At 70.5% G+C, this 25550-nt stretch carries 17 protein-coding genes; 7 read left to right on the top strand and 10 right to left on the bottom strand.

Translation table 11 applies throughout. The features are described from left to right. Positions 1 to 379: 379 nt before the first annotated feature. The 3 genes from CLV68_RS28610 to CLV68_RS28600 form a co-directional block, all read right to left on the bottom strand. Complete coding sequence (locus tag CLV68_RS28610) at positions 380 to 3910, bottom strand: FkbM family methyltransferase (protein WP_121394009.1); 3531 nt, start codon at positions 3908 to 3910, stop codon at positions 380 to 382. 64 nt (positions 3911 to 3974) lie between these two features. After that, positions 3975 to 5318 (bottom strand): type I glutamate--ammonia ligase, encoded by a 1344-nt coding sequence (gene glnA / locus CLV68_RS28605; RefSeq protein ID WP_092785225.1) that lies wholly within the window; start codon positions 5316 to 5318, stop codon positions 3975 to 3977. Between the two features lie 16 nt (positions 5319 to 5334). Beyond that, positions 5335 to 6612 (bottom strand): MFS transporter, encoded by a 1278-nt coding sequence (locus CLV68_RS28600; RefSeq protein ID WP_121394007.1) that lies wholly within the window; start codon positions 6610 to 6612, stop codon positions 5335 to 5337. A 72-nt stretch (positions 6613 to 6684) separates the two neighbouring features. On the opposite strand from CLV68_RS28600, the gene CLV68_RS28595 reads away from it, so the two are divergent. Continuing rightward, complete coding sequence (locus CLV68_RS28595; RefSeq protein WP_121394006.1) at positions 6685 to 7656, top strand: GlxA family transcriptional regulator; 972 nt, start codon at positions 6685 to 6687, stop codon at positions 7654 to 7656. On the opposite strand, the gene CLV68_RS28590 is transcribed toward CLV68_RS28595, so the two are convergent. Next, on the bottom strand, positions 7637 to 8197 hold the full coding sequence (locus tag CLV68_RS28590; protein WP_121394004.1) for a hypothetical protein: 561 nt from the start codon (positions 8195 to 8197) through the stop codon (positions 7637 to 7639). The two genes, CLV68_RS28595 and CLV68_RS28590, sit on opposite strands and share 20 nt — an antisense overlap. 178 nt (positions 8198 to 8375) lie before the next feature. Here CLV68_RS28590 and CLV68_RS28585 point away from each other — a divergent pair, with 178 nt between their 5' ends. Genes CLV68_RS28585 through CLV68_RS28575 form a run of 3 tightly spaced genes read left to right on the top strand, consistent with a single transcriptional unit; the run spans position 8376 to position 11366 of the window. Further along, the gene (locus CLV68_RS28585) at positions 8376 to 9080 is read left to right on the top strand and encodes an LppX_LprAFG lipoprotein (protein ID WP_121394003.1); all 705 of its coding nucleotides are present in this window, start codon (positions 8376 to 8378) and stop codon (positions 9078 to 9080) included. Further along, entirely contained in the window at positions 9077 to 10633 is a 1557-nt protein-coding gene (locus tag CLV68_RS28580; protein WP_121394001.1) for an MFS transporter, read from the top strand. The genes CLV68_RS28585 and CLV68_RS28580 overlap by 4 nt, the downstream gene beginning before the upstream one ends. Then, positions 10596 to 11366 carry a GNAT family N-acetyltransferase gene (locus CLV68_RS28575; protein ID WP_121393999.1) on the top strand — a complete coding sequence of 257 codons (771 nt, stop codon included), beginning with the start codon at positions 10596 to 10598 and terminating at the stop codon, positions 11364 to 11366. Before CLV68_RS28580 ends, CLV68_RS28575 begins: the two co-directional genes overlap by 38 nt. Here CLV68_RS28575 and CLV68_RS28570 read toward each other — a convergent pair. Then, entirely contained in the window at positions 11356 to 12891 is a 1536-nt protein-coding gene (locus CLV68_RS28570) for an alpha/beta hydrolase (RefSeq protein ID WP_246010152.1), read from the bottom strand. The genes CLV68_RS28575 and CLV68_RS28570 overlap by 11 nt on opposite strands. 12 nt (positions 12892 to 12903) lie before the next feature. Next, entirely contained in the window at positions 12904 to 14484 is a 1581-nt protein-coding gene (locus tag CLV68_RS28565; protein ID WP_121393998.1) for an alpha/beta hydrolase, read from the bottom strand. Between the two features lie 109 nt (positions 14485 to 14593). Between CLV68_RS28565 and secA2 the strand changes: the two genes are divergently transcribed. The 3 genes from secA2 to CLV68_RS28550 all read left to right on the top strand — a co-directional run bounded on the left by secA2 (position 14594) and on the right by CLV68_RS28550 (position 19210). Beyond that, on the top strand, positions 14594 to 16939 hold the full coding sequence (gene secA2 / locus CLV68_RS28560) for an accessory Sec system translocase SecA2 (RefSeq protein WP_121393996.1): 2346 nt from the start codon (positions 14594 to 14596) through the stop codon (positions 16937 to 16939). An 851-nt stretch (positions 16940 to 17790) separates the two neighbouring features. Beyond that, positions 17791 to 18459, top strand: coding sequence for an NADPH-dependent F420 reductase (gene npdG / locus CLV68_RS28555; RefSeq protein ID WP_121393994.1), 669 nt, complete (start codon positions 17791 to 17793; stop codon positions 18457 to 18459). Beyond that, positions 18452 to 19210 carry a helical backbone metal receptor gene (locus tag CLV68_RS28550; RefSeq protein WP_121393992.1) on the top strand — a complete coding sequence of 253 codons (759 nt, stop codon included), beginning with the start codon at positions 18452 to 18454 and terminating at the stop codon, positions 19208 to 19210. Before npdG ends, CLV68_RS28550 begins: the two co-directional genes overlap by 8 nt. 571 nt (positions 19211 to 19781) lie before the next feature. On the opposite strand, the gene CLV68_RS28545 is transcribed toward CLV68_RS28550, so the two are convergent. The 4 genes from CLV68_RS28545 to panB all read right to left on the bottom strand — a co-directional run bounded on the left by CLV68_RS28545 (position 19782) and on the right by panB (position 24992). Then, positions 19782 to 21176, bottom strand: coding sequence for an RNB domain-containing ribonuclease (locus tag CLV68_RS28545; RefSeq protein ID WP_121393990.1), 1395 nt, complete (start codon positions 21174 to 21176; stop codon positions 19782 to 19784). 40 nt (positions 21177 to 21216) lie between these two features. Further along, the gene (locus CLV68_RS28540; RefSeq protein ID WP_121393989.1) at positions 21217 to 22938 is read right to left on the bottom strand and encodes an NAD+ synthase; all 1722 of its coding nucleotides are present in this window, start codon (positions 22936 to 22938) and stop codon (positions 21217 to 21219) included. A 91-nt stretch (positions 22939 to 23029) separates the two neighbouring features. After that, positions 23030 to 23977: a prolyl aminopeptidase gene (gene pip / locus CLV68_RS28535; protein WP_121394067.1), complete on the bottom strand. Its 948-nt coding sequence runs from the start codon at positions 23975 to 23977 to the stop codon at positions 23030 to 23032. A gap of 154 nt (positions 23978 to 24131) precedes the next feature. Beyond that, positions 24132 to 24992: a 3-methyl-2-oxobutanoate hydroxymethyltransferase gene (gene panB, locus CLV68_RS28530; RefSeq protein WP_121393987.1), complete on the bottom strand. Its 861-nt coding sequence runs from the start codon at positions 24990 to 24992 to the stop codon at positions 24132 to 24134. Between the last annotated feature and the right edge of the window lie 558 nt (positions 24993 to 25550).

Below are 25550 nucleotides of genomic sequence, written 5' to 3'. Positions count from 1 at the left end.
CATCTCAAAGGAACCCACAAATGGGGTTCAATCATTCAAGCTCTACTGGCTTAAATCGGCACACTGTTGAGTTCTCAAACAACACACGCACATCCGAATCAGCCGCCACCCAGGGCGACCTCATCCGAGGCTGGTATTGCCTAGCAAGTTTGTTTACCCGACCGTACCCGTCCCGCGCTGGATCCGAGGACCCTTTACTGGGAGAAGTCGATCGTGGTGACGTCGCAGAACACTACCCGGTTCGATTCGCGGTGTCAACCGCTCGACCCGTCTGTCTCTCGAGTCCGTCCCCGCCAGGCTCTTGCGTCCTGTTCCGTCCGGCGCTCCGTGCGACATGGAGAAAGTTACCCAGGTCGAATTCCAAAGTCAAATCGCCTGGTCAGCGGCTTGCAGGGGGTCGGAGCCAGAGCGAGCGCACCCGACCGGCGAGCACGTCGGAGACGACATCGGCGATAGCGGCGGGGTTGTCATCGCCGACCCGCACGAGCTCGTAGCCCCATGCCTCGAACTCGCTGAGCACGGTAGCCGGGTCGTCGCCGAAACCGCTGGTCATGGCGCCGTCGAAAGCGAGGATGACGTTCGGCCGGTCCTTGCGCAGGCGGCGGACGAGACCCCCCAAAGCGCGGTGCCCACGGCCCGGAATGTCCACTTTGACGACCGCCAACCGCTGCCCCTTGGTGGCCTCGATGGCGTCGAGCTCGCGGTCGAGCCGCACCGCGGCGACCGGTGATCCACTTTGTGTGTCCGTGGTCACTTCCTGCGGTTCGAGTGGACGGACGCCGTAGCCACCGCCCGGCGCGGGTGTCCCCACCAGCGGAACGGCGCTGTCCCACGCCGCGGCCTGCAGGACGACGAGCCGGTCGGCGACGACATCGGCGACGTTCTCGCAAACGTTGTGGCGCAACAGTTTCACCGCCTCCGGGTCGGGCTCGACCACGACGACCGTCCCACTCGTGCCGAGTCGGCTGAGGACTCGGATCGCGTGGTAGCCGACGTAGGCACCCACGTCGAGGAACACCGTGTCGGGCTCGATGAGCGAGTCGACCAGCTCCGCGACGTCGGGCTCCCACACACCGTTGCTCGACAAGACGGCGGACATGACGCTGTCCTGCACAGGCAGTCGCAACAAGCCCGCGTCACACAAGACCGGTGAGCTGGGGACGTCGACAGAAACTCCGCGTTCGTGCTGCCGGACGACGACACGGCGAAGCGCGTCGGTGGCGCGAAGAGCCTGGTCGGCGGACCAGGAGCCCATCGTCAACCGAGTCTCGGCCTCGAGTTGCTGAGCGGCCAGGCGCGCCTCCAGTGCGTCCAACCTGGCGTTGCTCGCGGCTAGCGCGTCGGTCAACACACGTACCTCGGCGGCGCTGTCGTGCTGTTCGCGTGTGGACACGTCGCGGACTTGCGCGCTGAGGTCGTCGACGACGCGCGCGCCTGCGGCGGTCTCCCCCCTGAGGCGGACTACCTCGTCGCCGGTGGCGGAGACCTGCTTGCCGAGTTGGCCCATCCGTTCCACGACGAGGTCGAGGTCAGCGCGGAGGAGATCCGCGTCCAGGCCCGCACCCGCGCTGGAGAGCCTGTCCTGGCGTTCGACGAGTTCGACGGCTGTGCGCTCTATGCCGTCGATGAGTGACGCGAGTACCGAGGTCAGGTGCGCGTCGTAGTGGTTGAGCACGCGAAGGACGGCGCGGCGCAGTTGCGGAGCCATCGGGATCTTGTGCCCTACGTCGGTGTCCGGTCGCCGGTGCAGGGCGTGCCGGGCAGCGCGTAGTGCGCGTAGTGGGTCGTCTTCGGTGGCAGCGGCTAGTGCGCGCCCAGCTCTCCAACTGCGGTAAGCGAGTTCGACTCGCCTACGCACGGCGGCGCCAGCGGCGGCGGGTGCCAACCGTTCGAGCACGTGGGTGCGGGCGGCTGAGCCGATCTTGTCGGCGGTCGCCGGATCGTCGACCAGGTCGCGGATGGCGCCTGCGACCATGGTGTCCGCGGCGAACTCGTCGGTCGGCAGCGGGACACAGCTGTCGGGTCCGAGCAGGTCAGCGGCCGTTCCCCCGGCGAGGGTGATCGTCGGGACGGCGCGCAGGGACACCTCTGCCAGCCAGCGGTTGATCCGCGCCGAGTCGGAGCTGTCGGGCTGGTCGAGCGATATGACCCAGTTCGCGGCGTCGGCCACGGCGGTGAACGTTGACTCGTCGGAAACGAGTCGCACGCGGGAGTCAGCCGCCGCGGACAGGCGGAGACGTTCGGCGCCTTCGGAACGGGCGAGCGCCGTAGGCAGCAGGAGCACGAGGCGCACGTCTTCGCGGCCCGGGAAGGCTGCCGCGAACGCGGCGAGCAGGTCGTCGCCGCGATCGGCAAAGGCCACGAACACGGACTCGTCGCCCGGCCCGAGTCGGTGTCTTGCGTGGTCTCGCGCGACCTCGTCGCGCGCGCCAGGGTCGGGTAGCGGCAACGGAACCGTGTGTGTGGCGATGCCGTCTGGTGCGGGTGCGACGGTGGGCCAGACCAGCCATCGTTCGTCGGCACGGAACGGGATCGGGGCGAGGTCGTCGCGAATCGCGATGATGTGGCGCTGCCGTGGCAGTCCGCCCGGTCCCCCGCAGGCAAGGACCACCGGGTAGACGGGCTCATCGGAGATGGGCAGGCCCGACGCCTCGGCGGCCAGGCGGACGCGGTCGGCGAGCGGGCCGGAGCCGACCACGGACACACCGATCTGGTCGATCAGGGTGACGTCGACCGAGTGCTGGCCTGGTACCGCGCGCTGGTGGAGGCGACCGGCGAGCACGGCGTCGGTCGCGCACCAGTCGCGGTAGCCCGCGGCGTCGACTCCGAACGGCTCGGGGAAGCGTTCACGCAGTTCAGGGTCGTCCTGCCAGAGCGCGAGCGCCCATCTGGTGGCGTCTGTGATCCCGGGCTCTGGCGCGCACGCCCACCGGAGGAATCCAGCGGGTTCGACACCTGCGGCGGGAGCCGGGTCTTGGCTCGCTCTAGCCGCGCGATACGCGGCCCGCAGTGGCGCGGGGAAGAGCGTGCCATCCGCGAGTCTGCCGAATCGGACCGTCGATTGCGGCAGTTCGTACACGTCGTCGAGCTCGGTGGCGTAATCGGTGACGACCGCTGCCAACAGCGGATGTTCTGAGAGGAGAACTCTCGGGTGGTCGGTGATGTCAGCGGTAAGAAGCCACGGTTTGGCCGGGTCGAAGCCTTGGAATGTGGCCGTGCGCAGAGTCGTCGCGCCAGCGGTGAGGTTGCCGGAGGCGTCGCGGGCCAGAGCGCGTTGTGCGGCGTTCCACCCGGAGAGCCCCAGGCCCGGGTCGCGGAGAACGTGGTGGTCGGCCATTGCGGGGGCACCGTCGAGGAACGACCCCCCGCGCGCGGGGTCGTTCAGGCAGGCTTCCGCCCACGCGTGCAGGAACGGTTCCGCGCCGTGGCTGACGGCGATGAGGCCGTCGTCGTAGATCCCGGCGGTGAGCAGTTCCTGCTGGGTGGGGCGCAGGCCGTCCGCGGGCAGTGGCCGCAGCACCCTGGGCACCAGGACGACGGCCGCTTGGTCGAGCGGCGCCGTCATCGCGGCCGCGAACGGTGCGTAGACCCTGGTCCACGGCGCGAGGTAGACCACCGGGCAGGCGTGGTCGACCAGCAGCGACTCCAGCAGCCGGGGGCGCAGCGCGGCGCAAGCCTCCACCGCGGTGTGGCCGGTGGCCAGGTCGGCGAGCTCGGCCGGGTGGACGCCGATGTCCTCGGGCACGAGCACCCCGTCGGAACGCTCGCCGTCGACCAGCAGGGTCACGAACCGGGCGCCGGGGTGGTGGTCGAGGAACGTCCTGGCCGCCAACCGCGCGGCAGGCAGGTCCTGCGCGGCCACCGCGGTACAGGCGATCACGGTCACGGCGTCGGGGGGCACGTCGGGCACCCGGTCAACCTAGTGGCTCGACGGCCGCCCGTGGGCCTACCAGTCGAGCGAAAGGGTGATCCGCCTAGAGCATCGGGAGGAGAGTTCGCAGCTCATAAGGGGTGACGCTGCGGCGGTATGTGTCCCATTCGGTTCGCTTGTTGCGCAGGAAGTAGTCGAAGACGTGCTCGCCGAGGGTCTCGGCGAGCAGCTCGGAGTTCTCCATCTCGGCCAGTGCCTCGCCGAGGTTCTGCGGCAGGTTCGCGTAGCCCGCGGCGCGGCGCTCGGCGTCGGACAGCGACCACACGTCGTCCTCCGCGGCGGGGGGCAGCGGGTAGCCCTCTGCGACGCCCTTGAGGCCCGCGGCGAGGATGACGGAGAACGCCAGGTACGGGTTGCAGGCGGAGTCGAGTGAGCGGATCTCGACTCGACGCGAGGATGCCTTGGTCGGCGAGTACATGGGTACGCGGACCAGGGCGGACCGGTTGGCGTGTCCCCAGCAGACAGCGGTAGGGGCCTCACCACCGACGATGAGCCTCTTGTACGAGTTCACCCACTGGTTGGTGACGGCTGAGATCTCGCGTGCGTGCTTGAGCAGGCCCGCGACGAACGCCTTACCGGTTGCCGATAGCTGATACGGGTCTTCGTTGTCGTAGAAGGCGTTGCGGTCGCCTTCGAACAGGCTCACGTGGGTGTGCATGCCGGAGCCGGGCTGCTCGGAGAACGGCTTGGGCATGAAGGACGCGAAGACGCCCTGGGTGAGCGCGACCTCCTTGACCACGTACCGGAAGGTCATGACGTTGTCGGCCATGGTGAGGGCGTCGGCGTAGCGCAGGTCGATCTCCTGCTGGCCGGGGGCGCCCTCGTGGTGGCTGAACTCGACCGAGATGCCCATCGCCTCGAGGGTCTCGATGGCGTGCCTGCGGAAGTGCGTGGCGGTGGCGTGGCTGGCCTGGTCGAAGTAGCCGCCGTTGTCGGCGGGGGTCGGCTCGCTCCCGTCGTGCGGCAGGTCGTTGAGCAGGAAGAACTCGATCTCGGGGTGCACGTAGCAGGTGAAGCCGGCCTCGCTGGCCTTCGACAGCGTGCGGCGCAGCACGTGCCGGGGGTCCGCCCAGGACGGTGAGCCGTCCGGCATGGCGATGTCGCAGAACATCCGCGCGGAGTACGGCTCGCCGTCCGGGGTCTCCCACGGCAGCACCTGGAAGGTCGCCGGGTCGGGCTTGGCGATCATGTCCGACTCGTACACCCGGGAGAAACCCTCGATCGCCGAACCGTCGAACCCGATGCCCTCGGCGAACGCGCCCTCCAACTCCGCGGGCGCGACCGCGACGGACTTCAGGAAGCCGAGCACGTCGGTGAACCACAACCGGACGAAGCGGATGTCGCGTTCTTCGAGCGTGCGCAGGACGAACTCTTGCTGGCGATCCATGTGCGCAGCGTAGACATCAACTGGTGGTGCGCGCCTTATCGAGCCGCTGTGAGGTGATGCGCAGTGACATGACGGCCGCGATCGCGCACAGTCCGCCCGCGACGTACCAGGCGGGGTCGTAGCTCCCGTGGTGGTCGCGGGTGAGTCCGGCGCCGACGGCCGCGAGCGCGGCGCCGACCTGGTGGGAGGCGAAGACCCAGCCGAACACGATGGGTCCGTCGTGGCCGTAGACCCTCCTGCATAGCGCCACCGTCGGCGGAACCGTGGCGACCCAGTCGAGGCCGTAGAAGACGATGAACGCCCACATGGGTGGTTCGGTGGTTGCGGCGAACAGTTGCGGCAGGATCAGCAGGGACGCGCCGCGCAGGGTGTAGTAGGCGCCGAGCAGGTAGCGCGGGTCGATCTTGTCGGTAAGCCAACCTGACGCGATGGTGCCGATGACGTCAAAGAGACCCACTAGGGCCAAGAGTCCTGCTGCGGTCGTTGTGGGCATTCCGTGGTCGTGGGCGGCAGGCACGAAGTGGGTGCCGATGAGGCCGTTGGTCGAGGCGCCGCAGATGGCGAAGCCACCCGCGAGGAGCCAGAAGGTTCCGGTGCGGGACGCCTGGCCGAGCACTTGGAGGGCACGGGTCGCGGTGCGGCCGCTGGTGGCGGGGACCGGGTCTTCGGCGCCGGTGGCGCCGTAGGCGGTGGTGCCGACGTCGCTGGGCTTGTCCCGGAGTGCGATGAGGACAAGGGGGACGACCGCGAGCGCGGTGAAGGAGATGGCGAGCGACGCCGTGCGCCATCCACTGTGCGTGGCGAGCTGTGCCACCACGGGCAGGAACACGAGCTGTCCGGCCGCGCCCGCCGCGGTGAGGACACCGCTGACGAGACCTTGGTGCTTGACGAACCACCGGGAGGTGACCGTGGCGACGAAGGTCAGTGCCATGGCGCCGGTGCCGACTCCCACGAGGACGCCCCACAGGAGTAGGAGCTGCCACGTGGAGTTCATGAAGACGGTCAGTCCACTACCGGCAGCGACGAGCACAAGCGCACCGGAAACGACCCTGCGCATTCCCAGGCGCTCCATGAGCGCGGCGGCGAACGGCGAGATCAGTCCATAGAGGAGCAGGTTGATGCTGACGGCGGTGGAGATGGTCGCTGTGGACCATCCGAACTCGCGGTGCAGGGGGTCGATCAGCACGCTGGGCGCCGCGCGGAACCCTGCGGCGCCGACCAGGGCGACGAAGGCGACGCCCGCGACGAACCAGGCCCAGTGCGGCCGCCGGACCCGGATCTGTGTCTGTGTCACGGCGTCCAGGGTGCGGTGTCACCGCCGTCGCGGCCTAGTGGCCTGATTGCCAATATGTGCAAAGATCTGGCCATGGTGCACCGGGTGGCCGTGCTGGCGATCGACGAGGCGGTCGGCTACGACCTGACGATCCCGCCGCAGGTGATGCGGGCCGCGGTCGACGCGGGCGGCACGCCGCTCTACGAGGTGGTGGTGTGCGGGGTCGACGCGAAGCCGGTGCGGATGACGACCGGGTTCACCGCGCTGCTCGACCACGGGCCGGAGGCGCTGGAGACCGCGGACACGGTGATCGTGCCCGGCACCCGCTCCCCCGGGCCGCGGCACCTGGGCACCCTGCCGGGTGACATCGCGGACGCGTTCGCGCGGGTGCGGCCGGGCGCGCGGGTGATGTCGATCTGCACCGGGGCGTTCGTGCTCGGCGCGTCCGGTCTGCTCGACGGGCGGCCCGCGACGACGCACTGGAAGTTCGTCGACGAGTTCCGGGCGCTCTACCCGTCGGTGCGGCTGGACCCGGACGTGCTGTTCGTCGACGACGGTGACGTGCTGACCTCGGCGGGGCTGGGGGCGGGCGTGGACCTGTGCCTGCACGTCATCCGCACGGACTTCGGCAGCGAGGTCGCGAACCGGGCCGCCCGGTACTGCGTGGTGCCCCCGTGGCGGGAGGGTGGCCAGTCGCAGTTCATCGACCGCCCGTTGCCCGAGGGTGGCTCCGACGGTGTCGCGCCCACTCGCGCGTGGGCGCTGGCGAGGTTGGACGAACCGTTGGAGTTGGCGGCGATGGCCGAACACGCCGCGATGAGCGTGCGCACGTTCTCCCGGCACTTCCGGGCCGAGACCGGGATGTCGCCCGGGGCGTGGTTGATCCAGCAGCGCATTCGGTTGGCTCGGCAGTTGCTGGAGACGACAGACCTGCCGGTCGACCAAGTTGCCGAACGCGCCGGGCTCGGTAGTGCCACCTCGTTGCGGCAGCACCTGCGGACCGCGATAGGCGTGTCTCCGCTGGTCTATCGAAGGATGTTCCGGCCTAGCTCATCGCAGGGATGAGTGCGCGGGCGAGGTTCCACTCGATCAGGTCCATGCGCTCCGACAGCCGGTAGAGGAAGTCCTCGAAGTCGCGGCTGTGGTCGGGGCACACCAGCGCCTCGGTAGCGCCCACCGCCTGCTCGATGAACCGGGACGACACGCGGCGCAGCCCGAGCGACGGGGTCTGGTCGACCCAGGCGAGCAACTGGTCGCGCATCGCCGGGTCGGCGCAGTGGACCGCGACCAGGCGGCGCCTGCGCAGGGCGAGGGTGAGGTCGGTGCGGGCGAACCGGGTCGCGTGGTCGGCGCGGCGGACGACGGCCGCGATCTCCTCGAAGCCCTCTTCCACGATCGAGCCCATCCCCGGCACCGAGGTCATCTCGGCCGCCGTCAGCTGGCCCTGTGCCAGCGGCCTGCCGCCGAACGGGGCGGCCAGGTAGCCGACCATCCGCCCGGCCAGCGGGCCCACCTGGTCGGTGACCTCGAGGAACACCACGGACGCGTAGGGGACGATGTCGGCCCACACGATCGCCCGGGCCTGGTCGAGAGCTACGTCACTCAATGAACACCTACCACTCCGCCTTGTCGCCTGTACGACCAACCTTGACTCCCCGATCGGGGGAACTCAAGCACTCTCAGCTACGAACACCCGAAAGGTTGAAACTTGTAACAGGCGTCGGCGCGGCGGGCCTGTGGACAACTCCCGCGGCCCTCAGGCGGGTCCGCCTACGATCTGGGCCATGGTCAAGCGTGGGTGGGTCGGAGCGGTCCTGGCAGTGGTCGGACTGCTGGTCGCGGGGTGCACGTCGGACGAGCCGAGCGGGGGCGGCGGGAGCCTGCCGGACGGGGCGGCGCTGGTGCGCGACGCCGCGACGGTGACGAAGGGGATCAGGAGCGCGCACTTCGCGCTGAAGGTCAACGGATCGGTGTCGGCCATCCCGGTGCAGAACGCCGAAGGCGACCTCACCAGGGAGGGCGGGCCGTCCGGGGCCGCCAAGGGCACGGTGAAGCTGACGCTGCTCGGCCAGCTCATCGAGGGCGAGTTCGTGCTGGTCGACGACTCGCTCTACATCAAGGGGCCGACCGGGGGCTTCCAGAAGTACCCGGCGTCGCTGAGCTCGAACATCTACGACCCGTCGGCGATCCTCGACCCGGACAAGGGCATCGCCAACGTGCTCGCCAAGATCCAGAACCCGCGCACCGACGCCAAGGAGTCGGTGGACGGCGTCTCCGCGTACAAGGTGTCCGGCAAGGTCACCAAGGACGTCGCGAGCGCGCTGGTGCCCGGCGTCAACAGCGACGTGGACATCAGCGTGTGGCTGCGCGAGGACAACAAGCAGCCGGTCAAGGCGTCGGTGAAGCTGCCGGGCGGTGAGGGGCAGACCGCGACGGTCGACCTGACGCTGTCCGACGTCGACAAGCCGGTGACGATCACCGCGCCATGAGCAGGGGACGCACGGTAGCGATCAGCGCGGGCGCGCTCGCCGTGCTGCTCGGCGCGCTGGACACCTACGTGGTGGTCAGCGTGCTGCGCCAGATCATGGGCGACCTGGAGATCGCGGTGAACCGCCTCGAGCAGGTCACCCCCATCATCACCGGCTACCTGCTCGGCTACATCGCGGCGATGCCGCTGCTCGGGCAGGCGTCGGACCGGTTCGGGCGCAAGCTGGTGCTGCAGCTGTGCCTGGTCGGGTTCCTGGCGGGCTCGGTGGTCACCGCGGTGGCCGAGGACCTGCCGACGCTGGTGGCGGGCAGGGTCGTCCAGGGCATCGCCAGCGGCGCCCTGTTGCCGGTGACCATGGCCCTGGCCGCCGACCTGTGGGACGAGCGCCGCCGCTCGACCGTGCTGGGGACCGTCGGCGCGGCGCAGGAGTTGGGCAGCGTCATCGGCCCGCTCTACGGGGTGGCGCTGGCCGCGCTCCCCCTGTGGTCCGACGCGTTCGGCATCACGGGCTGGCGGGGCGTGTTCTGGGTGAACGTCCCGTTGGCGGTGATCGCGATGGTGGCGATCCAGTTCACCGTGCCCGCGCACCGCAAGGCAGCCGACCCGATCCGGGTCGACGTGGTCGGTGGGTTGCTGCTCGCTGTCACGCTCGGCCTGGCCGTGGTCGGTCTCTACAACCCGGACCCGCGCAATGCCGTGTTGCCGCCGTGGGGGCTGCCGGTGCTGATCGGGGCAGCGGTGGCTCTGGTCGCGTTCTTGCTGTGGGAGCGGCGCTCTAGGACCAAGCTGATCGACCCTGCCGGCGTGGACATGCGCGTGTTCTTGGCCGCTCTAGCGGTATCCGCGCTCGCTGGGTCGGCGTTGATGGTGACCCTGGTGGACGTGGACCTGTTCGCGCAGGCGCTGCTCGGTAAGGACGACGAGGGCGGTGTCCTGCTCTTGCTGCGGTTCCTGATAGCGCTACCGGTCGGCGCGGTCGTCGGCGGTCTCTTGGCGGGGCGGTTCGGCGAGCGCGTTGTGACGGCGGTGGGCATGGGCCTCGCCGCGGTGGGCTATCTGCTGATGTCGCAGTGGCCGGTGAACCCGATCGCGTCGACGTCGCTGCTCGGGTTGTCGCGAGTGGACATCGACCTGGTGGTCGCCGGGCTCGGGTTGGGGCTGGTGATCGCGCCGCTGTCGTCGGTGGTGCTGCGGGTGGTCCCGGCCGAACGGCACGGGGTGGCCTCGGCCGGGGTGGTGGTCGCGCGGATGACGGGGATGTTGGTGGGTGTCGCCGCGCTGTCGGCGTGGGGGCTGCACAGGTTCCACACGTTGACGGCGTCGTTGGTGGTACCGCTGCCGTGGGGGAAGACGGCGGAGGTAGCTCAACGGGAGCAGCGGGAGTACCTGGACGCGTTGCAGTCGGCGTTGCTGACCCAGTTCACGGACATCTTCTTGATCACCGCGGTGTTGTGCGCGGTGGGCGCCGCAGTGGCGTTGCTGCTGCGGGTCAGGGATCCGGAAGGGGGCGGCGCGCTTGGGCGACGGGGTGTGGCAGCGGATTCGGGGGTTTGAGGAGCGGTTCGCCCGCGCCCAGGCCACCGAGGTCGTGGAGCTGGGGTGGGGGTACGCGCTGCTGCAGAGCGAGTTCACCGCGTCGTGGCACCACAACCGGCTGGTGGTCACGGGAGACGTCGACGCGGGCGCGGTGGCGGCGACCGCGGACGAGGTGCTGGGCGGCCGGGGGCTCGGGCATCGGTTGGTGCAGTTCGACCGGGACGAGCAGGGGGCCGCGGCAGCGCAGGCGTTCACCGGTTACCAGGTCCACGAGCGGATCGTGACGATGGCGCACTCCGGAGTGGTGCCGCCACGCGTGAGCACCGGGGTCGAGGCGTTGTCGGTGGCCGGACTGGTCCCGTCGCTCATCGCGGACTGGCGGGCGGACTACCCGGACGACACCGCCGAGCAGATCCGGGAACTGGCCGAGCGGATCACGCTGTACGAGCGCGGAGCCGACGTCACGTTCCTCGGTGTGCGGGACGACGAGGGTGATGTCATCGCGCGCGGTGAGCTGTACATCGCCGATGGGGTCGCGCAGTTCGAGAACGTGATCGTGCGGCCGGAACACCGGGAGAAAGGGCTGGGTCGGCAGCTCGTCTTAGAGGCGCTGCACCGGTCCGCGGCCGCTGGGGCTGACGTGTGGTTCTTGATCGCGCAGGCCGAGGACTGGCCGCGTGGGTGGTACGAGCGGTTGGGCTATCGCTCAGGGCCGGTGGTGCACGTCTACCAGCGGATGCCTAGCAGATGAGGTCCTTGGCAGGGAGCTTCAACTCCACCAGGTAGTCCACCCCGGCGTTGTCGACACAGGACGAGCCTTCGAGGAAGGCGGTGTGCTGGGTGGCCCGGTAGGTGATGAGCCGCCCGTTGAGGTCCTTGGCCAGGTTCACGCCCGCCTCGTACGGGGTCGCCGGGTCACCGGTGGTGGAGATGACCAGCAGGGTGGGGATGCCCGCCACCTTCGGCTGGTGCGGCTCGCTGGTGTTGGGCACCGGCCAGAACGCGCAGGTGTCCAGGGCGGGCAGCGGCGGGTCGGTGTCGGCCATGAAGGTGCCCTTGGTGCCCTCGGCGATCTGCTGGGCGGTCGCGGTGAGCTGGCCGCGGTCGGTGATCCTGGGCTCGTCGACGCAGCGGATGGCGGTGAGGGCGGCCATCAGGTTCGTGTACTCGCCCTTGTCGTCGCGCCCGAGGTAAGCGTCGGCGAGCAGCAGCAGGGTGTCGCCCTTGCCCGCCGCCAGCTCCTCCAACGCCTGGGTGAGGACCGGCCAGTACTCGTCGTTGTACAGGGCGGCGGCGATGCCGGTGGAGGCGTCGCTGAGCGACAGCGACCGGTCGCCGACCTGCAGCGGCTTGTCCTCCAGCGGCCGGATCAGCGCCTCGAGCTGCGGCTTGCCGGTGACCTCGCAGCGCGAGCACTGGCCGAAGTAGGCGTCGAGGGCCTGCTCGAAGCCCTTGACCTGGTTGATGCTCTGCCGCACCGGGTCCTCGGTCGGGTCGACCGCGCCGTCGAGGACCATCGAGCGGACGTTGCCGGGGAACGCCTCGGCGTAGGCGGTGCCGATCCGGGTGCCGTAGGAGTAGCCCAGGTAGTCGAGCTTCTCCTCGCCCAGCGCCGAGCGCAGCACGTCCATGTCGCGCACCACGTCGCGGGTGCCCACGTTGGCGAGCACCTCGGCGCCGCCGCTGCGCTGGACGCACTTGTCGGCGAACTGCTTGTTCTCCGCCTCCACCTCGGGGACGGTGTCGAGCGAGGGGGCGACGCGCTCGGCGTCCATCTCCGCGTCGTCGAGGCACTCGATCCTCGGCTCGCTGGCCCCGACGCCGCGCGGGTCGAACCCGACGATGTCGAAGCGCTGCACCAGGGCGGTCTTCTTCGCCTTGCCCGCGATGTACGACGCCGCCGACATGCCGGACCCGCCGGGCCCGCCGGGGTTGATGATCAGGGAGCCGACCTTCTCCCCGCTCGCGCGCAGCCGCAGGACGCCGACCGCGATGGTGCGGCCGTCCGGCTTCGCGTAGTCCAGTGGGACGCTCAGCAGCGAGCACTCGGCGCCCTTGGCGGTGAAGGCGCTCTTGCTCTCGTCGTCGTGGATCATCGACCGGCAGTCGCGCCAGGTCAGCGGTTGGCCGTAGTAGCGCTCCAGGCCCGCGGGCACGGGGCCCTTGGGGCCGAGCTGCTCGGACACGCCCGCGGTCGGGGTACCGGTGATGGTGGTGGTGCAGCCGCTCACCACGAGTGCGGCCGCTGCCAACACGATCACGCGAGATGTACGCACGCCCCCATACTGTCAGGCCGAGCAGCGGACGCCCTCTTGTGGCAACCGCAGCTCGGTGAGGTAAGCGGAGCCAGCGTCATCGACACAGCGAACACCCTGCAAGAACGCGGTGTGCTGAGTGGCCTCGTAGGTGAGCAACCTGCCACCCAACGCCTTGGCCAGCGCAACACCGGCTTCGTACGGCGTGGCCGGGTCACCGGTTGTGGAGATGACCAACACCGGCGGAAGCCCTTCCACGGACGGTAGGTGCGGGGTGCTGGTCGTAGGCACGGGCCAGAACGCGCAGGCGTCGAGAGCGTCAGAGGCAGGCTTGCCGTCGTCCAAGAACGGAGCGGCCTGCTTGTAGCGCTGCTGGGCCTCTAACACTGCCGCGCGGTCGGTGACGCGGGTGTCGTCGACGCAGCGGACGGCTACGAACGCGTCCTGGGTGGTCGTATACCGGCCGCTCTTGTCCCGCTCAAGGTAGGCGTCGGCTAGAGCCATGAGCGTGTGTGACCGATTCTGCTTCAGTTCGTTCAGACCGGTGTTGAGCAGCTCCCACAGCTGCTCTGAGTACAACGCCTGGGTGACGCCGGTTGTGGCGTCCGAGTACGACAGCCGCCGCCCGTCGCCGGTCTCGATCGGGCGCTCCGCGAGCGGGCGGACGAGGGCGTGGAACGAGCGCAGGGCCCGGGTGGCGTCGCGGCCGAGCGCGCAGTCCTGCCGCTGGACGCACCAGGCGACGAAGTCGGTGAACGCCGACTGGAACCCGGTGGCCTGCGCGACCAGCTCGGCCACCGCGTCCTGGGTCGGGTCGACGGCGCCGTCGAGGACCATGGCGCGGACGTTGCCGGGGAACGCCTCCGCGTAGGTGCTGCCGATCCGGGTGCCGTAGGAGTACCCCAGGTAGGTCAACTTCTCGTCGCCGAGGGCGGAGCGCAGCACGTCCACGTCGCGGGCGACGTCGCGGGTGCCGATGTTGGCCAGCATCGCCGCGCCCTTGCCGGTGCGCTCGGCGCACTTGGTCGCGTAGTCGCGCTGGTCGGCCTCGGCCTTGGCCACGCCCTGGGGCGAGGTGTCCAGCTCGTCGTCGTCGGCGCGCTCCGCGTCGCGTTCGGCATCGGTCAGGCAGCGCACCACCGGCTCGCTCGACCCGGTCCCGCGCGGGTCGAACCCGACGAAGTCGAACAGCCTGTTGAGGCCGCCCACACCGGACAGACGGGCCGCGGTGGACAATCCGGACACACCGGGCCCGCCGGGGTTGATGACCAGTGAACCGATCCTGTTGCCATCATCAGTTGCCGGTTTTCGCGACAGGCCGAGTGTGATCGTGTCGCCGCCGGGCGCGGTGTAGTCGAGCGGCACGGTCAGCCGCGCGCACCGCAGGCCAGGGGCGCGTAGGGTCTGCCTGTCGGCGTCGGTTCGCGCGTAGGGAGCACAGTCCTCCCAGGTCAAAGGTTGGCCGTAGTACCGTTCCAGCCCGACGGGCACAGCACCGCGAGGCCCGCGCTGTTCGGTCACCGGCGCGGGGGGTTCGTCGGCCGAACAGGCCGCGAGCGTGCTCGCGGCCAGGGCGAGCACGGCAACCAGAGCACTCGCGACCGACCTCCGCACCGAAGTGATCCTGCCACCCGGATGCGGAACTCACCTGCCGTGCTGCACCGTTAGGTGGCAGGGCGAGAATTGCGTCACGTGGTCGACGAGGGAAGAGGTGGCCGGAGACGTGGCTGCGTTTCTGACACGGGTCAAGAGCGGGTTCCATCGCCTGTTGGAGCGCCCGTCGACCGTCGACCTCAAGAAGTACGCCGAGGTCCTGACCTCGATCGAGTGGCGCGAGGAGCGGGTCGCCAAGCTCGACGACGGCGAGCTGACCGAGGCCGCCGCCGCGCTGCGCGAGAAGCTGGCGGGCACCGCGAAGGACATGGACAGCCAGGCCATGGTCGAGCTGTGCGCCCTCGGCCGCGAGGCGGCCAGGCGGGCGCTGGAGCAGCGGCCGTACGACATGCAGCTGGTCGGCGCGATGGAGCTGCTGCACGGGCGGATCGTGGAGATGGGCACCGGTGAGGGCAAGACCCTCGCTGGCGCGCTGGCCGCGGCCGGGTACGCGCTGCAGGGCCGGTCGGTGCACGTCATGTCGGTCAACGACTACCTGGCGCGCCGCGACGCGGAGTGGATGCGGCCGGTGTACGAGCTGCTCGGGGTGTCCGTCGGCTGGGTCGACCAGGAGTCCAGCCCGGAGCAGCGGCGCGACGCCTACGCCGCCGACGTGACCTACGGCGCGGTCAGCGAGATCGGCTTCGACGTGCTGCGCGACCGGCTGTGCGTCGACCCGGAGGAGCTGGTGCAGCGCACACCGGACGTGGCGCTGATCGACGAGGCCGACTCGGTGCTGGTCGACGAGGCGCGGGTGCCGCTGGTGATGGCCGGGTCGACCGACGACAGCCAGGGCGACCCGGAGGTGGCGCAGGTCGTGCGGGCACTGCGCCCCGGGCAGCACTACGAGCGCGACGAGGACAACCGCAACGCGTGGCTGACCAGCCGCGGCGCGAAGGTCGTGGAGAAGGCCCTCGGCGACATCGACCTGTACTCCGGCGACCACTCCGACCGGCTCGCCGCGGTCAACGCCGCCCTGCACGCGCACGCCCTGCTGCAACGCGACGTCGACTACATCGTCCGGGACGGCAAGGTCCACCTGATCAACACCTCGCGCGGCCGGATCGCACTGTTGCAGCGCTGGCCGGACGGGTTGCAGGCGGCGGTGGAGGCCAAGGAGCGGCTCAAGCCGACCGAGAGCGGCGAGGTGCTCGACTCGATCTCCGTGCAGGGCCTGGTCGGCCGGTACAAGCGGGTCTGCGGGATGACCGGCACCGCGCAGGCCGTCGCCGAGCAGCTGCGGGAGTTCTACGAGCTGAAGGTGTCGGTGATCCCGCCGAACAAGCCGTGCGTGCGCGAGGACGAACCGGACCGGGTCTACGAGACGGTCGAGGCCAAGGAAGCCGCGCTGGTCGCCGAGATCGTCGAGCAGCACAAGACCGGGCGGCCGATCCTGGTCGGCACCATGGACGTCGCCGAGTCCGAGCGCATCGCCGACAAGCTGACCGAGGCGGGCGTGTCCAGCGTCGTGCTCAACGCGAAGAACGACGCCGAGGAAGCCGCGATCGTGGCCGAGGCGGGCGCGCTGGCCGCGGTGACGGTGTCGACCCAGATGGCCGGGCGCGGCACCGACATCCGCCTCGGCGGCGCCGAGGGCGACAACGACGACCACGACAAGGTCGCCGACCTCGGCGGCCTGTACGTGATCGGCTGCGGCCACTACCCGTCGAGCAGGCTGGACAACCAGCTGCGCGGCCGCTCCGGCCGCCAGGGCGACCCGGGCGGGTCGGTGGTGTTCGCGAGCCTCACCGACGACCTGGTCAACCAGTACGCCCCGGACGCCGCGGCGGGCACGGACCCGGACGACGACGGCAAGTACGGCGACGACCCGACCGCGCGCCGGTTCATCGAACACGCGCAACGCGTCGCCGAGGGTGTCAACATCGACATCCACCGCAACACGTGGCGCTACACGCGGCTGATCGAGCACCAGCGCGGCATCGTGCTGGCCTACCGCGACGACGTGCTCAACTCGGACCTGGCGGCGCGGCAGCTCAAGGAGCGCGTACCGGAGAAGTGGTCGGACCTCGACGACGCGGTGCTGGAACGGGCCGCGCGGCACGTGCTCCTGTTCCACTTGGACAGCCGGTGGTCGCAACACCTGGCGTACCTGTCGGACGTGCGGGAGACGATCCACCTGCGGGCCCTGGCCAGGGAGACACCGATCGACGAGTTCCACCGGGCGGCGATCGGGGAGTTCCGGGGACTGCTGAAGGAAATCGGCGACCTGGCGGCGGAAACCTTCGAGACGGCTGAGGTGACGGCCGACGGGGTGGACCTGGATCAAGCGGGGCTGCGGCGGCCCACGTCGACTTGGACGTACATGGTGCACGACAACCCGTTCGACTCCGATGCCGAGCAGGCACTGCAACGGGTGCGGGCGTCGCTGAAGAAGATCAAGGCCACGAAGAACTGAGGCGGCGGGCCGGTTGGTCGCTGGCCTTGGCCTCCGGCCTTGATCCTTGACCTTGGTGTCCGGCCATGGTCGTTTGCGGCTGCCCGGAACGACTTCGCCCGCCGCCCGGCCTTGCGGTGCTTCGCGGCCGCTTCGCACGCGCTCGACCAGGCGATTCCCGTTGGACAGCACCGAAATCTTCACCCGTTCCAGCGACAGAAGTTATCCACATCCCGATCTTCGGCGGCCTGTGTGAAGATCGATTGTCGGTGGGTGCCGATAGACTGGCACTGGGACGCCCCCCGGAGAGGGTGGGGGCTGGGGCAGGACTGGCGTGCGCGCGCGAAGCGGTTCCGGCGGGGGCCAAGCCGCCCGGTGGGGCTAAGCCACCCGGATAGGGCCAAGGCGCCTGGGTGAGGCTAAGGCACCCGGGGTGGGGTAAGGGACCAGCGCGGGGTAAGACGGCCTGGAGAGGTTTGCCCGGCCCGAGAGGGATCTGGTGAGCGCAGCGGTCGGGCGGGGTAAGCGACCGGCGCGGGGCGAGATGGCCTGGAGGGGCTTGCCTGGGCTGAGAGCGAGCGCGCACGGCGGTCGGTGCGGGTAGGGGACCAGCGGGGTGAGGCGGTTTGCCTGGGCTAGGAGAGATCTGGCGGGCGGGCGCGGCGGTCGGTGTGGGGTAAGAGTTCGGTGCGGGGCAAGAGAAGCGGCGGCCCGGTAGGGCTGGGGGCTTGCCTGGGGTAGGCGGGGCTTGCGGTGGGGTGTCCACACTGGACGGGGTCGGTGGGGTGTGGGGTGAGGTTCGCCGCTGAGTCGGGGGTGAGGGCGGGTTGGTCGCTACGGTTGGGGGGAGTGTTCACGGGAAGGGGTCGCGGGTGACGGAGTTGGGGCAGGTCAAGGTCGGGGTGCTCGGGGGGACCGGGCCGCAGGGGCGTGGGTTGGCGTTGCGGTGGGCCAAGGCGGGGATCCCGGTTGTCCTGGGGTCGCGCGCGGCCGAGCGGGCCGAGGTCGCGGCGGCGGAGTTGCGGGAGGCGGCTGGGGTCGAGCACGTCACCGGGCTCGACAACGCGGGGTGTGCGGCGGAGGCGGACGTCGTGCTGGTCGCTGTGCCGTGGGACGGGCACCGGGAGCTGCTGGAGGGTCTGCGCGACCAGCTCGCGGGCAAGATCGTCATCGATTGCGTGAACCCGCTGGGCTTCGACAAGCAGGGGCCGTTCGCGCTGCCGGTGGACGAGGGCAGCGCGGCGCAGCAAGCGGAGCGGACCTTGCCGGACTCGCGGGTCACGGCGGCGTTCCACCACGTGTCGGCCGTGCTGCTCGGTGATCTGTCGGTCGCCGAGGTCGACATCGACGTCCTTGTCCTGGGCGATGACCGCGAGGCCACCGACACCGTGCGCGCCCTCGCCGACGCCATCCCCGGCATGCGCGGCGTCTACGGCGGTCGGTTGCGCAACGCCCACCAGGTCGAGGCGTTCACCGCCAACCTGATCGCCATCAACCGCCGGTACAAGTCGCACGCGGGGCTGCGGATCACCGATGTCTGACGCGGTCGACGACCACGGCACCGCGCTGGGGTCGGTCGGCTCGTTCCGCCGCGTGGTCAGCCTGGTGCCGTCGCTGACCGAGGCCGTCGCGGTGTCGGCCCCCGGCCTGCTGGTCGGCGCCACCGACTACTGCACCCACCCGCCGACCCTGGACGTCCCGAGGGTCGGCGGGTCGAAGTACCCGGACTTGGCCGCGGTGCGCGATCTCGCCCCGGACCTGGTCATCACCAACACCGAGGAGAACCGCCTCGACGACGCGACCGCACTGCGCGCCGCGGGCGTCCCGGTCTGGGTGACCGACGCGCCCACCACCGTCCCCGCGGGCCTCGCCTCCGCCCGTCGCCTCCTCGAAGCCCTCGGCACCACACCCGACTGGCTCGCCGAGGCCGACGAGGTCTGGGCCGCCACGACTCCGGCCTGGGCCACCGCGATCATCCCGGTCTGGCGCAAACCCTGGGTCGTGGTCGGCCGAGACACCTTCGCCGGAGACGTCCTATTACGCCTAGGCGTCACCAACGCCTACGCCACCGACCCCGAGCGCTACCCCAGGCCGACCCTCGAAGCCCTCAACGCCACCCCCGCAGACCTGGCCATCCTCCCGGACGAGCCCTACGAGTTCACCCCCACCGACGGCCCCAACTGGTTCCCCGCCAAACGCTCGATCCTGGTGACCGGCCGCTACCTGACCTGGTACGGCCCCTCCCTCACCACCGCCCGAGCAGCCCTCACCGCAGCCCTGACCGGGAACTAAGGAACCGGCCCTGCGTAGCAATCGGAGACATCCAGCGCCACGCACCCCACCCAGCGCCACTTCTCTTGCCCCGCACCGAACTCTTGCCCCACACCGACCGCCGCGCGCGCTCGCCAGATCCCTCCCAGCCCAGGCAAGCCCCTCCAGGCCGTCTACCCTGCGCTGGCCCCTTACCTACCCAGGCGGCTTAGCCCCACCCGGGTGCCTTAGTCCCACCCAGGCGGCTTAGCCCCATCCGGGCGGTGTAGCCCTATCCAGGCGGCTTAGCCCCGCCGGAACCGCTTCGCGCGCGCACGCCAGTCCTGCCCCAGCCCCCACCCTCTCCGGGGGGCGTCCCAGTGCCAGTCTATCGGCACCCACCGACAATCGATCTTCACACAGGCCGCCGAAGATCGGGATGTGGATAACTTCTGTCGCTGGAACGGGTGAAGATCTGGGCGATGAGGAACGGGAAGTTGCTGGTCAGAGCCTTGGGTGCCTGCGTAGAGCGGCGGAGCGGGACAAGTCGGTTCGTGAGAGGTCGGGCGAGGGGCGGAACGGTAGCGGGGAGTCCACAGTAGACAGATAAGCGTCAGGCGCGTTCGAAGGTGAGGCGGCGGGTTTCGGGGTTCACGGCGGTGAGGCGGACTCGGACCGGTTGGCCTTCGCGGAGGTTCTCGCCTGCGGATTTGGCCAGGACCGGTGGGGTGGGGATGAAGATCTCGGCGACGGTCGCCTCGGCGCGCAGGACGACGGCGTCGAACTCGGTGCCCACGGAGTTGGCGAGGACCCAGGTCTCGACCTGGTCCAGGCACGCGCGGTCGACCTTGGCGGCGACGGAGTCGGAGGACTCCATGAGGCCGGGCAGCGACGGCAGGGCGTCGTGCACCCAGGCCGGGATCGGGTCGCCCGCGCAGACCGCCAGGCAGATCTCGGTGGCGAAGCGGTCGACCAGGCGGCGCAGGGGGGCCGTGACGTGGGCGTACGCGGCGGCGATGCCCGCGTGGGTGGTCAGTTCCGGCAGGTCGCCGTCGAACACCGTGTAGCCCGCGCCGCGCAGGAGGCGGGTGGCGTCCATGAACAGGGCCAGGGCGGCGGGATCGGCCGGGTCGAGGCCGGCGAGGAGTTCGGCGGTGCTGGTCCCGGCGGGCCAGTCGATGCCCAGCGCCTCGGCTGAGCGGTGGAGCCACTCGGTGGCGTTGTCGTCGGCGGGCGGCAGGGTTCGCAGCACCCCGACCTTCGCGCGCAGCATGATCTGGGCCGCGCACATGCCGGTGAGCAGCGACAGCTCGGCGTTCCACGCGTCGACCGCGGTCCGCGTGCGCAGCACCAGCCCCCAGGAGTCGCCCACCTGGTCGACGTCCTGCTCGGGCAGTTGCAGCTCGACCGCGCCCCGCTTGATCGCCAACGCGCGGCGCAGCGACCCGACCTCGGGCAGCAACCGCACCGACGGGTGCGCACGACCGGCGTCGATGTCGGCCTGCACGGTCTCGTAGTCGAACTGGGCGACCGACCGGATCCACGCCCGGCGCACGTCCGCGGCGACCGGCTGCCCCTCGCCGTCGAGGTCGATCGTCCACAGCGCGGCCGCGCGGCGCTCGTCCGGCAGCAGGCTCGCCGCGCCCTCCGACAGCACGGTCGGGTGCAGGGGCACGTTGCCGTCTGGCAGGTACATCGTCTGACCGCGCTCACGGGCGACCTTGTCGAGCGCGCCCTCTGGCACCAAGAAGGCGCCGAGGTCAGCGATCGCGTAGTGCAGCCGGTAGCCCTTGTCGAGGCGAGTCAGGCACAACGCCTGGTCGAGGTCCTTGGCACCGGGCGGGTCGATGGTGACGAACGGGATGTCGGTCGCGTCCACCCGCGAGCCGCGCGGACCGTCCGACACCGCCTGCTCCGCCTCGGTCAACGCGGCCGGGGGGAACTGGGTGGGGAGGTCGAAATCCGCGCGGACCCGCGCGAAGTCGGTCCCGATCGCCGCGGAGTCCACGGGGGAACCCTAACCGGTGAACGGGACCGGCGGGGATCGGTCAGCTGCCCTCGCGCCACGCGTTGGTGATCGGCAGCCTGCGGTCCCGGCCGAACGCCCGGAAGCTGATCTTCGTGCCCGGCGGATACTGGCGCCGCTTGTACTCGGCGAGGTCGACCATGCGCAGCACCCGGTCCACCACCTCGGCGGAGAACCCGGCGGCGAGCAGGTCCTGGTAGCCGCGGTCGCCCTCGACGTAGTCGTCGAGCACGGCGTCGAGCAGCGCGTAGTCGGGCAGCGAGTCGCTGTCGAGCTGGCCGGGGCGCAGCTCGGCCGACGGCGGCTTGGTGATCGAGTCCTCGGGGATCGGCGGCACCTCGCCGCGCTTGTCCGCCTCGGCGTTGCGCCAGCGGGCCAGCTCCCAGACCAGCGTCTTGGGCACGTCCTTGATCGGGGCGAACCCGCCGACCGCGTCGCCGTAGATCGTGGAGTAGCCGACCGCGAGCTCGGTCTTGTTGCCGGTCGCCAGGACCAGGTGGCCGTGCTGGTTGGACAGCCCCATCAGCGTGACGCCGCGGCAGCGGGCCTGCACGTTCTCCTCGGCGAGCCCGGTCAGCCCCAGGTCGCCGACGAACACCTCGACCATCCGCGCGATCGGCTGGACGCTGTAGTGCACCCCGGTGCGGTCGGCGAGCTCCTTCGCGTCCGACTTCGAGTGCTCCGACGAGTAGCCCGACGGCATGGAGACGCCGTGCACCGCGTCGGCTCCGAGGGCGTCGACGGCGAGGGCAGCCACTACGGCCGAGTCAATGCCACCCGAGAGCCCTAGGACTACCGAGCGGAAGCCGTTCTTGGTGACGTAGTCGCGCAGGCCGGTCACGAGCGCGGCCCAGACCTCCGCCTCTTCTGGCAACGCCTCGGCGATAGGCGGCACGTGCGCGGGTTCGTAGGCGGGCACGGGCTGGTCGGAGATGGTGGTGCGGCGGATCGCGAACTCGTCGTCGGCCCGGGCGTCGGTCTTCGCGGCCCCACCCGGGACGTCGAGGTCGACGACCATCAGGTGCTCGACGAACTGCGGCGCCCTGGCCAGCAGCGCGCCGTCCGCGCCGACGACCATCGAGTCGCCGTCGAAGACCAGGTCGTCCTGGCCGCCCACCTGGTTGACGTACACCAGCGGCGCCCCGGCCTCACCGGCGCGGCGGGCCACCAGCGGCAGCCGCGCGTCGTCCTTGTGGCGCTCGTACGGCGAGGCGTTCGGGGCGACGACCAGGTCGACCCCGGCCCGGCCGAGCGCGGCGATGGGGCCGCCCTCCTGCCAGATGTCCTCGCAGATGACCATGCCGACCTCGAGGCCGCGGACGCGCACGATGTCGAGGGTGTGACCGGGCTTGAAGTAGCGGCGCTCGTCGAAGACGCCGTAGTTGGGCAGGTGGTGCTTGAACTGCCGCGCGACGACCTGGCCCCCGTGCAGCACCGCCGCACCGTTGCGCGGGCCCTCGGCGTCCTGCTCCAGGTAGCCGACGTACGCGGGCAGGTCGCCGCAGCCAGCGTCGGCGAGCTCGGTGGCCAGGCGGGTCAGCGCGTCCTTGGCGGCCGCGGCGAAGGACTGGCGCAGCGCCAGGTCCTCCACGGGGTACCCGGTCAGCACCATCTCCGGGAAGACGACCAGGTGCGCCCCGGCCTCCGCGGCCCGGCGCGCCCAGGCCACGACGGTGGCGGCGTTGCCGCCGAGATCGCCCACGGTGGGGTTGACCTGGGCCAGTGCGATACGGAGCTGCGGCATGTCCTCATCCTCCACCATGTTTTCGCCTGAGAGGCGAAAATACGGGTCCCGGGTGAGGAACACCATAGGTCCTGGGGTGCTGACCTGGGAATCAGCGGAACTCGTCGGTCGCGGCGCGCAGGGCTTCGAGCACGCCGGGGTCCGCGGTGGAATGCCCCGCCTGGGGGAGGATGGTCAGCCGCGCCGACGGCCACGCGGACGCCAGGAGCCAGGCGGACGCGGGCGGGCAGACGGCGTCGTAGCGGCCCTGGACGATGCGGCCGGGGATGCCCGCGATCAGGTGGGCGTCGCGCAGCAGCTGGTCCTCGGCCAGCCACCCGCCGTTGGCGAAGTAGTGCAGAGCGAGCCGGGCGAACGGCACGGCGAACGCCGGGTCCGCGTACTGGGCGACCAGGGCCGGGTTGGGCACGAGCGACACCGTGGCGCCCTCCCAGTTGCTCCACGCGGTCGCCGCCCCGGCCCGGACGCCGGGGTCCTGGCTGGAGATCAGCTCCTGGTAGACCGCGAGCGGGTCGCGGCCGGGCGGCACCAGGCGCAGGAAGTCCGCCCACGCCTCGGGGAAGATCGCGCCAGCGCCGCCGCGGTAGAGCCAGTCCAGCTCCGGGGGACGCAGCAGGAAGACGCCGCGCAGGATGATCTCGGTGACCCGGCCGGGGTGGCGTTGCGCGTACGCGAGGGCCAGGGTCGCGCCCCACGAGCCGCCGAAGAGCTGCCACCGGTCGACCCGCAGGTGCTCGCGCAGCCGCTCCAGGTCGGCGACCAGGTGCCAGGTCGTGTTGGTCGCCAGGCTCGCCCCCGACCCGTCGACCGGCGGCCAACTGCGGCCCGACCCGCGCTGGTCGACCAGCACGACCCGGTACGCGGACGGGTCGAAGTGCCTGCGCTGCACCGGGTGCGTGCCCGCGCCGGGGCCACCGTGCAGGACCACGACGGGTTTCCCGCGCGGGTTGCCGCTGACCTCCCAGTAGACCCGGTGCCCGTCACCGACGTCGAGCATGCCCCGGTCGTGCGGCTCGACCGGCGGGTACAGGGACAGCATGGCGTCCATGCTGCCCTACCCCGCACCGCTGGCGACCACGGCGCCGTTCGTCGAGTCGGCTCCGCTCCCCTGAATCCCGAGACGTCGACCCAGCTGGGATCGTCCCAAGTGGATGCTGTGGTCGACCGCGCACGGCCGACCACAGCCCGAGTCCTCAGTGGAACGCGTGCTCCGGCGCCGGGAAATCCTTGCCCCGCACGTCATCGGCGAACGCCTTGGCCGCGGTCAGCAGCGTGTCGGCCACATTCGCGTACTGCTTCACGAACCGCGGCGGCTTGGCGCGGCGCAACCCGGCCATGTCCTGCCACACCAACACCTGCGCGTCGCAGTCCGGGCCCGCGCCGATGCCGACGGTCGGCACCCGCAGCTCGTGGGTGACCCGCTTGGCGACCTCAGCGGGGACCATCTCCATCACCACCGCGAACGCCCCGGCCTCCTGGACCGCGATGGCGTCGGCGACCACCGAGTCACCGGTCTCGCCGCGGCCCTGGACCCGGTAGCCGCCGAGGTTGTGCTCACTCTGCGGGGTGAACCCGACGTGGCCCATGACGGGGATGCCCGCATTGGTGATGGCCCGCACGTGCGGCGCGAAAGCCCGGCCACCCTCCAGCTTCACCGCGTGCGCGCGCCCCTCCTTCATGAACCGCACCGCCGTGGCGACGGCCTGCTCGACCGACACCTGGTACGACCCGAACGGCAGGTCGGCGACCACCAGGGCACGGCTCGTGGCCCCCGCCACCGCGCGGACCAGCGGAATCAGCTCGTCGACGGTGACCGGGAGCGAGGTCTCGTAGCCGAACACGTTGTTGGCCGCGGAGTCGCCGACCAGCAGCACCGGGATCCCGGCCTCGTCGAACAGCTCGGCGGTGTACATGTCGTAGGCGGTGAGCATGGGCCACGGCTCACCGCGGTCCTTGAGCTCCTGCAGGTGGTGCACCCGGACGCGCTTCACGGGCTTGCGGGCAGCACTCCCCGAACCGTAGGGAGCGGCTTCCGAACCGGACTCGGCAGGCATCACTGTCGACCGTCCTTCCCTCGAGGCCCACGTCATCGCAGGTCCCCGGGTCAGCGGATGGCTTTACCACCCCAGCGTCGCACCACCCCCGCCCGCACGCGACCCCCTGGGACCGACCTCACAACCCCCCACGCCCCCGCCACAGTCGCTTGTCCGAACGTCCCCCTCACAGTCGTTGGCCAGCCACGCGCTCCTCGGATCCGCTGGTGCCAAGCCTGCTCGATGGGGCGGACTTGTTTTGTGTGGGGGGACGGCACACGTAGCGTCGTTCGCGGCAGGGCCTGCTTTTCGGCCCCTGCTTTGCGGTTCTGCCCGGGTGTCGTAGGGGCCCCGCGCAAAACAAGTTCGCCGCATCGAGCTTGTCACTTGAATCGCGTCCCGGCCAATGCCGCAGGCGAGGCGTTGATCGTCGACGCCGCAGGCGAGCACGAGAGCCGGAACACCCCCAGCTCAAGATCAAACCGCCCAAAGCACCCCCCGACATACAGCTTACCGAGCGGCACCGACAAACAGCCAGAGCGACCAAGCCCCCTGTGGACAACCAACCACACGCCACCG

This window comes from Actinokineospora cianjurensis, assembly GCF_003663795.1.
Taxonomy (GTDB): Bacteria; Actinomycetota; Actinomycetes; order Mycobacteriales; family Pseudonocardiaceae; genus Actinokineospora; species Actinokineospora terrae.
This window is presented reverse-complemented; position numbering and strand designations above follow the sequence as displayed.